The sequence below is a fragment of the Pantoea sp. X-Soil-TKNS-1207 genome, assembly GCF_059730485.1.
In genome coordinates this window covers 562,672-574,699 of record NZ_AP035960.1, presented here as the reverse complement: position 1 = coordinate 574,699, position 12,028 = coordinate 562,672, and the positions used below count along the sequence as shown (strand labels likewise).

6 protein-coding genes are annotated in these 12,028 nt (G+C 53.4%); 4 read left to right on the top strand and 2 right to left on the bottom strand.

Translation table 11 applies throughout. From position 1 onward, the window contains the following. Positions 1-155 precede the first annotated feature (155 nt). Positions 156-5,141: an inverse autotransporter beta domain-containing protein gene (locus AC6I8V_RS25780; protein ID WP_497846782.1), complete on the top strand. Its 4,986-nt coding sequence runs from the start codon at positions 156-158 to the stop codon at positions 5,139-5,141. Positions 5,142-5,201: 60 nt separating this feature from the next. On the opposite strand, the gene AC6I8V_RS25775 is transcribed toward AC6I8V_RS25780, so the two are convergent. After that, positions 5,202-6,449 carry a lytic polysaccharide monooxygenase gene (locus AC6I8V_RS25775; protein WP_497846781.1) on the bottom strand — a complete coding sequence of 416 codons (1,248 nt, stop codon included), beginning with the start codon at positions 6,447-6,449 and terminating at the stop codon, positions 5,202-5,204. 800 nt (positions 6,450-7,249) lie between these two features. On the opposite strand from AC6I8V_RS25775, the gene AC6I8V_RS25770 reads away from it, so the two are divergent. The 3 genes from AC6I8V_RS25770 (at position 7,250) to AC6I8V_RS25760 (ending at position 10,443) form a co-directional block, all read left to right on the top strand. Continuing rightward, a complete protein-coding gene (locus AC6I8V_RS25770; RefSeq protein WP_497846780.1) occupies positions 7,250-8,656 on the top strand; it encodes an SF-assemblin family protein in 1,407 nt (468 codons plus the stop codon). A 57-nt stretch (positions 8,657-8,713) separates the two neighbouring features. After that, positions 8,714-9,346 (top strand): hypothetical protein, encoded by a 633-nt coding sequence (locus AC6I8V_RS25765; protein ID WP_497846779.1) that lies wholly within the window; start codon positions 8,714-8,716, stop codon positions 9,344-9,346. A 254-nt stretch (positions 9,347-9,600) separates the two neighbouring features. Continuing rightward, positions 9,601-10,443 carry a hypothetical protein gene (locus AC6I8V_RS25760; RefSeq protein ID WP_497846778.1) on the top strand — a complete coding sequence of 281 codons (843 nt, stop codon included), beginning with the start codon at positions 9,601-9,603 and terminating at the stop codon, positions 10,441-10,443. Positions 10,444-10,509: 66 nt separating this feature from the next. Here the strand turns inward: AC6I8V_RS25760 and AC6I8V_RS25755 are convergent, their stop codons facing one another. Then, positions 10,510-12,018 carry a lytic polysaccharide monooxygenase gene (locus tag AC6I8V_RS25755; RefSeq protein WP_497846777.1) on the bottom strand — a complete coding sequence of 503 codons (1,509 nt, stop codon included), beginning with the start codon at positions 12,016-12,018 and terminating at the stop codon, positions 10,510-10,512. Positions 12,019-12,028 lie beyond the last annotated feature (10 nt).

The following is a 12,028-nucleotide window of genomic DNA, read 5'->3' as shown; positions in this document are numbered from 1 at the left end:
ATCAGGGTAGTTTCAGGTAATCACAATAAATTAATGTGATTATCACTACCGGGGTATAGCTCGCTGTTCTTAAGTGCAGAACAATCGCAGCGGAAAGGAATTCCTGAACGACTTCAGGTTCAGGGACGTGACCCCCAATGTGCCTGGAACGAACTATGAATCAACGGACGATTTCCCCTTATCTGCGCTGCCAAAGCCTGATTTTTTTATTTCATTATCTGTTCACCTTAATGGTTGTTTCCCTGCCTGCGCCGGTAAGCGGGGCGGGTGTCCGCACGCCGCTTTACGATCCCTATACTCAGACGATGCAGGTTCCTGCCAGCAGCGCAGCAGATGAAAATCAGCCGCTGCGCGATCAGATGGCACAGTTCTGGGGCGCAGCGCAGCAGGGTGGCGGCGGTAGCGCGGCGCGCGGTATGGCGGGCAGCGTCGTGAACAGCGCGCTGACGGCGGAAGTGGAACGCTGGCTCAATATGGGCGGGGCCAAAGCGCGGGTCTCCCTTGATAGCGGGATTTCCGCCAGCCACAGCCGCGATCTCGGGCTGGACTACTTCTATCCGCTGATGGACTGGCAAGACAGCACGCTGTTTAGCCAGTTCAGCTACCATCGCTGGAACGGGCGCAATCAGTTCAACGTCGGGCTGGGCTACCGCCATCAACTGAACGATCGCTGGATGGCGGGCAGCAACCTCTTTTATGACCGCGATCTCAGCCGCCGTCACAGCCGTCTCGGCGTGGGCGGGGAGCTATGGGGCGAAAGTGTGCGCACCTCGCTTAACTACTATCTTCCGCTAAGCGACTGGCGTCTGTCGCATGATGACAATCTGAATGACAACCCGCTGTTTTACGATCTGTATGAACGCCCGGCACGCGGCTGGGATCTCTCCGTCGAAGCGGCGCTGACCCGGCAAATTGGCGTCAAAGGCACCTGGTTTCAGTGGTACGGCGACAAAGTGGACGTCACCGGCACGCGCAGCCAGGCGAGCCGCAATCCGCGCGGCGTGACGCTGGCTACCCGCTGGCAGCCGGTCCCGCTGCTGGATCTGGCGGCGGAGCACAGCGCCATCAGCGGGCAGAACGATGAATCCCGCCTCGGCCTCAACCTTAACTGGCAGTTTGGCCGCACCCTGGCGCAGATGCTCGATCCCGCCGCCGCCGCCGTGCTGCCCGATCTGAAACAGGCGCGCCACGATTTTGTCAGCCGCAACAACAATATTGTGCTGACGTATCAGCAGCGCGAAAAAGATCTGCGGCTCTATTTTGAACCGGCGTCGCTGTCCACCAGAGCGGGCAGCGCGCCCTTTATCCATGCGGTGAAAGGCGGGCGCGGCGGCTTTATCGTCTATCACTCCAGCCAGCCGGAGGTGGCCGAGGTGGTGAACGCGCAGGGCGGTACGGTGGCGCCGCTGAAACGCGGTGAAGTGACCATTTCCGCCGAGGAGTATCAGGACGCCAGCCAGAAGAGGCTGTATAGCCGGGCGGAATACCGGCTGACGATCCAGCCGGGGGATTTTGCACCAGCGGTGACGAATGTCCGAATCAGCGGTGATTCCGCCATCGGCAGCACCCTGAGCGGCAGCTACACCTTTGTCAGTAATGAAGGGGAAGACGAGGGTGAAACCGCCCAGCGCTGGTATCGCGAGGAGGCACCGGAACAAACATTATCCGCCAGCGCCCGGTACGCGTTATCCGGCGCCGACGTCGGCAAAACGCTGGTGTACGAAGTGACGCCGGTAAATAAAGCGGGCCTGCGCGGCACGCCGGGCAACGCCCGGCAGTCGGGTCCGCAACTGATCCTCAACAGCCTGAACATTGCCGGTCTCACCGGCAACGGTGAGATCCTGGCGCAGGGGCGGGTAAAATTCAAAGCGGGTGAAACCGGTACCCTGTTCTTTGAAGCGATCGTGCGGGATAGCGAGGGTAAACCGGTGGCTGACCAGCCGGTGTACTGGTCGCACAGCAATCCGGCGCTGGGTAAGCTGGAGCATACGCGGCAAATGACCAACAGCAACGGCGTGTCGCTGGTGAAATTCAGCGATGTGATCGCCAGCGGCGAAGACATCATCGTCGCCGCACTGCAACCTGACGCACCCGCCGCCAGGGCCAGCAGCGACACCAGCAGAAAGTCGCTGCCGTTAGCCATCATCTTCAGCACGGCGACCAACGTGAAGTTTATCAATCCGCCACAACAGACCACCGTAGGGACCAATAACGATTTCACCGTTCAGGTCACCGATGAGGATGATGCGGCGATGGAGAACGTAGCGCTGCAAATCACCAGCGCCGGTAAAACCACCGTTTATCAAACTGATAGCAATGGTAAAGCGACCTTTACCCTGGTATCGCCGCGCAGCGCCGAACCGGAGAAATGGACCGTGTCGGCGGCATTAAACGGCAGCAGCGAAAAAGGGGATGAAGCGATGATCGGCTTGCTGGCGGATGCTGCCAGCGCGCAGGTGACTGATCTCAAAGCCGAACCCGCCACGGCGGTGGCGGGCGCTCAGGTAACGTTACAGGCAACGGTGCAGGATAAATATGGCAACCGGGTGAAAAATGGCCAGGCGCTGGTGAGTTTCCTCAGCAGCAAAACCGGAACGGCGCTGGGCGAGCCGGTGGCGACCGATGCGGCTGGCGTGGCGACCTATGGCTACTCCCGGCAGACAACCGGCGACTATCATCCGGCGGCCCGCGCAGGCAGCGGTCCGGCGCTCGACACCAGGGTGACCTTTACGTCGGGTGAGGTCGCCTCGCTGTCACTGGCGCGTAACTTTAGCGGGGATCTGCTGGCGGACGGCAGGACGTCGGTGAGCTGGACGGTCACGGCGAAAGATGCGCACAGCAACCCGGTGCCGGCGGCCGCGCTGAAGTGGAAAGTGACAGGCCCGGCAGGAGAGATCGTGCCGCAGCAGGACGCAATGACCAACGCACAGGGGACAGGCTCTGCCACGGTCAGGCTGCCGACCAGAAACGGCGCGCTGACGGTGACGGTGGTGTCTGGCGCCGCACAGGATAGCGACAGCGTAACCCTGCTGCCGGTGCCGACGCTGGTATCAATTGGGGCCAGTAGCGAAAAACCGGTGGTGGGCGGTGACGTCATATTGACGGCACGGGTGACCAACCTGGCGGGTGATCCGCTGGCAGGCGTGCTGGTGGATTTCACCAATGATCACCCGGCGGTGATGACTGAGGCCGCAGGCGTCGAAACCGGTGCAGACGGACTGGCGGAGGCGGTGCTGAACATCAGGGCAGGCAAAGAACAGGGCGCGCCGGGTCGCTATGACGTCACCGCTACGCTGGCGGAAAACCCATCAGAGAAACAAACGAAAACCCTGAACTGGGTGGCAGACAGCGCGGCCGCGCAGGTCACGCAGCTGACAGCCAGTCCCGCCACGGTGGTGGTTGGCAGCGAAGTGACGCTGACGGCGACGGTGCAGGATAAGCACGGCAACCCGCTGGCGAATACCGACGTGCAATTCCTCAGCGCCGCCACGGCAGGGACGGAGCTGGCAACCCTGACCACCAATGCGCAGGGTGAGGTCTCCCTGGCGGGTTACAGCCAGACGACAGCGGGACGTTACCTTCCCGCAGCGCGCGTGCCGGGCGGTCTTGCCAGGGACGTGAGCGTGACCTTTACGCCAGATCTGAACAGCGCATCGGTAAGGACGCTGGTGGCGTCCCCCGCGAGGGCCTCAGCCGGGAAGCCGGTGAATCTGACGGCATTGGTGCAGGACAGGTACGGCAATCCGGTGCGCAATGTCCCGGTAAATTTCCTGAGCGTAAAAGGCGGAACGGTGCTGAAGACGCTGACCACCAATGAAAACGGCGAGGCATCCTATCCCGATTACACGCAGACGACGATGGCGGTTTATCAACCGGCGGCGCGAGTGGCGGCGGGCGCGGAGGTGGATACCCTGGTCAACTTCACGGCGGACTCCCTCAGCGCACGGGTGACTACCCTGGAGCCAGCATCGGAGACGGCGCAGACCCATACCAGGGTGGCGCTGAAGGCTACGGTCAGGGATCAGTACGGCAACGTGGTGTCGAGTGTGGTGGTCAAATTCGTGGAAAAAGCCGGGGGCCTGACCATCCAGCAGCTGGCGACGGATATCAACGGCGTGGCGACATGGGAGGGTTATAGCCAGCAGAGGGTGGGTATCTACAATCCGGGGGCGCGTGTGGCTAGCAGTGCCGAGGTGATCACCCAGGTCATCTTCTATGGCACGCCGTCGATTGCCTACGTCAGCGTTACGCCGAATGGCACAGTGGCAACCAACCAGCGGCTCACCGCCATCTACGGCGGTTTCGATGCGGCGGGAACGGGATCTGACCGATCCACGCATCAGTGGTACTGGCGAGCGCCGGGAGGACGCTGGGCCGAATCTCAACGTGCCGATGCGAAAACACGATTATTCACCCCGGACGATAGCTATGACGGATATGAAGTACGGGTCGGGGTAACGCCCAAAGGGAGCAACCCGCCATTGTCCGGTACGGAAATTTTCAGCGACCCGATCATGGTGCGCCATGCGACTCCTGGCGTGACCAATGTGGCGATCAGTGGCGACCCGACGGTGAGCAAAACGCTGACGGCGAATTACAGCTGGCAGGCGAATGGCGGATCGGCGGAATCGGGCACCACCTTCCAGTGGTCACTCAATGGCAGCGCTATTTCCGGTGCCACAGGACGCAGCTATACGGTAAGGCGAAATAATCCAGGCAAAACCTTGACGGTCACCGTCACGCCTAAAAACCTGAACGGCATTAGCGGAACCGCGGTGACGAGTTCGCCGACGGCAAGTGTTAATCCGGTCATGCTGCCGCGCGCCGCCTTTTATGGCGAGAGCTGTACACTCAATCCGCCGCCGGGCGGCCAGGTGAGATGGAATATGGCGAACGTGGGGGATGAAGTGACGATGGTTGCTTATTATGGCAGGGAGATGCAGGCCAGTGCCGCCGCTGGCATCATCAAGGATTTGCCGGTCGAGCGAAACTCGACGCTGGAGTATTTCCTTTACTTCAAAGATCGTTATGGCAATAAAACGGACATGTCGAGGGTGAAATTTACGGTTCCCATTATCGGCACGGTCGCCTGCCAGTCCAGCCTGTTTGATAATGGTTCGTTAACGCGCTGGCCGGACTAAATCAACCGCGGCCTGCCTTAAAAATTACGCAAGGCAGGCCGCGTTGTACGTCGTCTGAACTTATTTCACCCGTTCCCAGGCCTGGGCGCTTTCCTCTTTGGCCATGTTGGCGCCGCCGGGTTCATAAGCAGGGTGGTTGATATTGCACCATCCGCCCTGTGGGAAAGGACGGCAGCGCCACAAGTTACCATCTTTGCCTTTGACCACGGTTTCACCAAGTTTGTAATTACCGATACCGTCAGGCCAGACCTTCACCGTGCCGTTATCCGGTCCGGGGCCGGGATTCGGTCCTTCTTCAGGGACGTCCGGTTTCATATATTCCATATAGCTGGTGTTGCGCGTGTCTTTCACCCAGACCAGGTTTTGGTAGATACGATCGGGATCGCTCTCAAAGTGGATCTGGTTACCATTTTTCACCCCAATCTGCAGGTATTTATCCTGGCTGTTGAGGGCATTAGCCAGTTCTTCTGCCCAGCGGAAATGGCTTTCGTTATTCGCCGTGATGGGAATATTGATATCGACCAACTCCACGCCGCTCGCTTTGCTGCCATCCATTAAGCGGAAACGAATGCGGTCACCCTCTTTCGCTGCGGGGAAGCCGTGACTGATAAAGGCTTTTTCTTCCAGCCATTCATCTGTCGGTGCCGGTTGTTCCGGTTCGGTTGCCGAACCTTCAAATCTGATGTCGCTACAGTTGAAGAAACCTTCATTACCCGCATCAATGCGTTGCCAGATGCTGTAGAGAATGGCGGTGCCGCTGCGGTTAGCAGGCAACGTGATCGGAATTTTGTACTCTTTATACCGCGTACCCTGAACCGGCTGAGGCATACTGCCGCTGGCGATTAAGGTGAGATCATCCCAGCGTAGCTCCCGGTTTTGAAAATTAGCATCCTGGCGGGTGATATAGACCTGAAAGGTCGCCGGATTATGAGGCGCAGTGGCTGCCCAGGTGAGCTGAAGCGGCTGGCCTGAAGGCACCGTGGTGAGCTTCCAGCCCGCATTCTGTGGCGCGTCAAGGCCACGTTTTTTGGGATCGCCGGCGGCGCATAACAAGCCATCCGGTACTGCACGCTTGATGGCGGCCTGATCGTCGCGTGGGTCGGGGTTAGCTGCGCCTTCAGCCCATTGCACAAAAGGGTATTGTTGCGATATTTGTATGCTGGCACGGCAGCCAGCATTGGGGACGGATTCAATAGGACCCCACAGTGCGCCATCTTCATAACATTGCATCTGGCGTGATATAGGGTAGGACACCGAACCGTGGCCCCAGGCTAAATGGGATAATAGGAGAGTGATTATCACTATCATTCCTTTTAGCACGGATGAGTTTATCTTGATTCTTTTCATGGAATTAAATTCCTTCAGCGAAGAGGAGGGCGATAAACCTATTTAACCGTGAACGAATGGTTAGTCTGCAAACGAATTCCTGGTTCGTAGCTGAGAGAAATACTCTCACGAGAAGGTATAGAGGGTAATAATTATTTTTCCAGGGTTTTTGCCGGTGAGGTTAATAAGCGGAGCGATAGTTTTATGTTGCAGGTTAAATATTAACATAACCTCCGGTTATCTCACTTCGCTTATTGGTTTACATATGGTCTAAAATTGAAGATCTGCATCATCACATCTTAGGGTATATATGATTTATTGTTGATGTTAAGCGGGGTTAAATAATTTAATCTTTCAGTTTAAAATCTGACACATAATTTTATCGATGATTATCCGTTTTCCGCTGGCCCCCGGAGACATCATAACGCACCGGCTAACTCTGGCGTCGTCGGATGGGTTGTTGTCAATAATGACATAGCGCTAACCATAGAGATGAGTACCTGGCGTAGTCTCTGTCAAAAGGGGCCGCGACAACGCCTGCATCTTGCCCGACTAACCACGGTGTGCCGTAGCCAGTTGATAAAGAGCGTACAGCGATTATTACATTTTTATGTCCTCATATATTTTTGAGATTAATTGGCTGCGAAGCGGCTGTTTTCAGAGGTGAGTATGTTTTTTCATTGAATTTTTGGATTTTATTCATATCAGCAATGAAGGCAGGTAATTGTGATGGTCTATATAAAGCTGTGTTGTGTTTAATTTCTCTGGAGTGGCATGTTTTTATGAGTATCTCTTTTGCAGCAGCATTACATTGCAGCCCGGCCTCTGGTCATCTCAACGAGTTTGATAAGCGCCAGCAGCAATGTCTGGCAGAAAATGTCATCACCATTGATAATAATCAGGCAGATGTGCGTTCGAATGCAGGTATGCTGAAGGACATTTTTAACGCTATTTTCTGGTTGCCAAAAAGCATTATGAATACTGCCGGTAAGATATGGCAGGAATCCAGAATGTCGCTGGAGAAAAATACCATAGATCTGCTGACTGAAAAGACAGAAGAGGCAATAACGGATCTTCAGGGGAAATTAGGTGGAGCGCGAAAGAAGCTGGTGCAAAGAATTGGCAGCATCGTCAGTCCTTGTGGGATAGATCACCGCCAGGTTAAAAATCTGGTAGACGCGCTGTTACGCAGTGAGAAAGAGAAATGTTTTATGGATTTTTTAAAAAATGAGATCGCGGAATATAACAATAACGGCGCTATCTCTGATGAGGAAGATCTACGCCTTTCCCGCTATAAAGACGATTTAGCGAAATCGCAAAATGATTATGCTGAATATTATCAGGCGGTACAGACAATGATAAATAAAATGGGAAAGGAATTCTCACAGGAAATTAGCCAGACATTCGCCGTATTTATGCAGAAAATCACGGAAATAGAAAACAGCGTGGTGCTGGGTGGCGTTGCCTGGGCGACGCAAACTGGCGGATTCCTTCCAATCCAGACAACAATTTCGGCACAGGCTCGTCTGGTGTTAAAAAAATCAAACATCATTGGCATGTTACAGCGTGAAATGCCTGCGGCATTGTCAGCAGATCTTTGCGTGACATTGGGGTCGGGGCCGAGACTGGGCTGGGGAGCGCTGGAACAGGTGGGTGTTGCTAAAGAGGATGCGCATTTTTCTCTCAGTGGCAAATTATCAGGGATGCACAGAACGACATTCAGCATCATGTTTAATCGTAAAGCCGATAATAAGGGCTATAAACTGGATGGAGCAGGCATTAAGGTTGCGCGCGAAGGCGTGGTGCGAATTACCCCCCAGGCGTCAATAAGTAGCCAGCAGCATGGTGTTCAATCTTCGTACAACTTTGGTGTGAGTTGCGGTAAGGAAATCTATTCCATTAACGACTGGAATCTGTGGCTGAATCTTATCCTGACTGGCGTCGGTGCCACGACGGCAGGTTTAGTGGATTTCTGTTTGCTGCCCCCTGACCTGACAAGGACGACGGCGTCCTTTTCTGCCGGAAATTTTTTTACTGCCTCGCTGGCAAAGCTTATTTTTCCCGGTAGCGAATCTCAGCCATCCGCGTTAGAGATTAATTGCCCCGGTATCTCAGCGGGTAAATTTGCGTCAACCGGGCTGACGTATAACGTTGCGGCCAGAATGCTGGGAAAACCTAAGATCGAGTAATAGTAAACACGAGGAGGATCATTTTTCGAACCTGACTGATGGAAAGCAGGTGCCATAGTGGGAAAAATAGTGGCGACGGGACGGAAATCTGTGCTCGCGCTAAGCGACGTTCTGATTTTATCAACTTACCTTGAGATGACTTTTATGAAATTTTGTACCGTGCAACGTACCGTTATCATGGTCGCAACTTTATCTCTATTGTCAGGCTGTACTATTTCGGCGTCAGATTTAGTTGATCCGAAATCCTGTAATGCTAACACCAGTTTCACGCGTGGGATGAATGATGGTATGGCCGGTAGCCCGATGGAAAGTAACTATATTAATTACTGTCCTGAAGATTCCCGTAATGCGATGCAGCAAGCCTATCGCGATGGTTATATGCAGGGACGCGACACCAAACGGCAGGATGACGGGCATGAACAACCGTCCTACCCTTCTCAGGGTTCGCCGACCATAAATATTAATGTCGGAAACGATCGCCCAGGTTTTCATCGCCCAGGTAACGGCAATACTGAAAGTTCCGGCCGCAATTATTTCTGTAAAATAAAAACCTTCGGGACGGAATACTCTGCTTTTGGCCGTACGGAGCTGGAAACCCGTCAGGCGGTAAAAGCCAAATGCGAAGCCGGTAATGGCACTGATTCTATGTTCTGTCAGGTTGAAAAAATCGATTGTCAGAAGAATAAATAAATCTCCTGCCTCCCCGCCCGCTCAGGTTGATTCTGCGCGGGCAGTTTCAGTTTCTTCACACGAAATCATGCAATACAGCGTCTGAAATTAATGGCGTTATCACTCTTTGCCGCGCTGAATCAATACTGATTCATTTATTTTTACGTGGTGATATTTTTATGGTGAAGCCATGAAGATTATTATTTATCAATAACCCACTGAACCCATTGAATTTTACTAGTATTGCCTAATATAAACTATAAAGGTAATACAAAATGATTAATTTCCAGGCTATTTCTTCCACTTCCACAAGTTCACAACCACTTCTGCAAACATCTGCAGGTGCAGAGAACAAAAAACATATCATTGATATGGCGGTTGATGTAAAAAACTCGCCCGCTAATATGTCTTCATCAGTGTGTAAATACGTCACCATTGGGCTGGCAACGATCAGCTTAACGGTGGTGGGTGCCATGATATTTATCAAATCATCACAAGATCTTTCCCCAAAAGATAATTATCTCTGGCAACAGGCCGAATCTGACGTCTTGTTTTTGAACAATGGCACGCTTCATAATGAGTCTCTCGACAATACCACGCTATATAATTTGCTGGATGTCGGCGAGTTTACTATCAGTACGCGTAATAATGAAACGGTCAATCTTAAAATCGATCTCTGGCCATTAAAAATCCAGCGTTCAATGGTTGAGGAAAGAGCCGAAGAGTTAAAGGCGCAGGAGAATGCGCTGAAGGCTTTAAGAGGACCAAGCGCCATTAAAAAATATGTATTGGGCAGAACAATCCTGCTGCTGGATAAATGTCAGGCTAAAATTGAAAAATGGAGGAATTTTTTTGGCGACAACTTCAGGGAAAATATAACGGCTGCAAAGGTTGAGTCTGAGATCAGGCAAATCTATGACCGGATGATTGATGATAAACATGAGCTGGAAAAGCTTTATTCTCTGATAACGTATATGGTAAAGCACAGACAAAGCGTTCCAAAAGATATGAAATGGGACTATCTGGCGGCTTTTGAAGTTCTTGATGGTTCTATTACCACCCACATGCAAGATTTAGCTAAGTACGAATATCTATTGATGAGCAACAAGGTTATTTAACAATACAAAAGGATGCAGCCCGCAGCTATCGCTACGGGCTGCTTAATGGGGGCAAATTACGTCCCCTTATTTACAGCTGTTGTCGCTGCTTCCTGTCAGTCGCCAGATGCCCCAGGCGCCGCCGGTGCCAGGCGTTTCCTGACCTGCATTTGCCCACCACTGGTTCTGCCAGATTTGACCGTTAAAGGAGACTTTGGTACAGGCCACTTTATACGGCTCATCCGTTCTGTACGCCTCGATACCGCCGGTATCACCGCCAGGCTGATTTGCTTTCACTTCAACCGTGATGTCTTTGCTTACCGAGCCATACTTGTTGCTGGCAGTCAGACGATAGACGCCAGTGCCGGTGTGATTCGCCGCGACCCAGGCGCGCGGCGCAGACAGCGCAGGACCTGCCAGTTTCTGGCTGGTCGCCATCTGTGCTTTCTCCTGCAACTGGAAGTTGCTGAAGCCCTGAATCACTTCCCAGCTGTAGTGGGTGGCATTCTGGGTGCCGGAAGCATCAAGCGTGTAGCCCTCGTTAGCCGCTGACTGATTCACGACAATCTTCTCTTTTGCCACAGTGATAATCGGTTTCTGCTGCACTTCCTGGGCTTTCACTTCAACCGTAATCTCTTTGCTGTCGGAGCCGTATTGGTTGGTGGCAGTCAGACGGTATTTGCCGATTCCGCTGTAATTGGCGGCAATCCACGCCCGTGCAGTTTTGATGTCATCCCCTTCCAGCGAGAAGGCGAGCGAGCCTTCCGATGCCTTCTGCAACATAAAGCTGCTGCTGTTACCGCCGATCACTTCCCACTTATAACGCGTTGCGTGCTGAGTTGCAGAGGCATCAAGGGTGTACGCGGCGGATGAGGTGGATTGATTGACGATCAGATGCGCGTTCGCCAGGCCAATCACCGGTTTATGTTGTTCAACTTCACCACCGTTGTCGCCGCCAGGGGTATTGTCGCCGTCGAATTTCACGTCAGCCATGGAATAGAAGGCGTTAGAGGTGTCGCGCACACGCCAGATGGCATAAATTTTCTGCTCACCGCTACGTTGCGGAATATTACAGGCATGAACGACAGTCCCGTCGGGTCTGTCGAGGTTTGATCCCCAGATGTGATGACAGAATGGTTTGTCTTCAAACATTTCGCGGGTCAGTTTTTGGCCGTAACCGGGTTTGGATTTCCAGTCCTGCTTAGTGATGAAATAGGTGAAATAGGTGGTACGGTGTGGCGCGGAAAATTTCCAGACGAAATTCTGCACCCCAGGTTTCATCGGGGTGTGATTCCATTTGTACTGTTCGTTGCTCAGCGCAAATGCGCCGATGTTGTTTTGATCGGAGTTGCCGTTGGCGAAAGCCTGCGCCGGGAATTCAACGCTGTTTTCAGATGCGTCATCACCCGTCATTACCCCGCCAGGCGGGAGTTTTGGGCCTTCAACCGCATTGATCTGCCAGCCGCCGTTATAATACTGAATCTGACGGCTGGGTGGTGTGTCGAGATAGCCATGCGCACTGGAGGTGGCAGAATAAAGGGTACCGATCAGCAGCGCCAGAGTGCAGGGTACGAGTATTAAATTTTTTCGTTTCATGAAAACTTTA

Coding starts and splice junctions, on each gene's coding strand:
- AC6I8V_RS25780 (WP_497846782.1), top strand. CDS start 156: ATGAATCAACGGACGATTTCCCCTTATCTGCGCTGCCAAAGCCTGATT.
- AC6I8V_RS25775 (WP_497846781.1), bottom strand. CDS start 6,449: ATGATAGTGATAATCACTCTCCTATTATCCCATTTAGCCTGGGGCCAC.
- AC6I8V_RS25770 (WP_497846780.1), top strand. CDS start 7,250: ATGAGTATCTCTTTTGCAGCAGCATTACATTGCAGCCCGGCCTCTGGT.
- AC6I8V_RS25760 (WP_497846778.1), top strand. CDS start 9,601: ATGATTAATTTCCAGGCTATTTCTTCCACTTCCACAAGTTCACAACCA.
- AC6I8V_RS25755 (WP_497846777.1), bottom strand. CDS start 12,018: ATGAAACGAAAAAATTTAATACTCGTACCCTGCACTCTGGCGCTGCTG.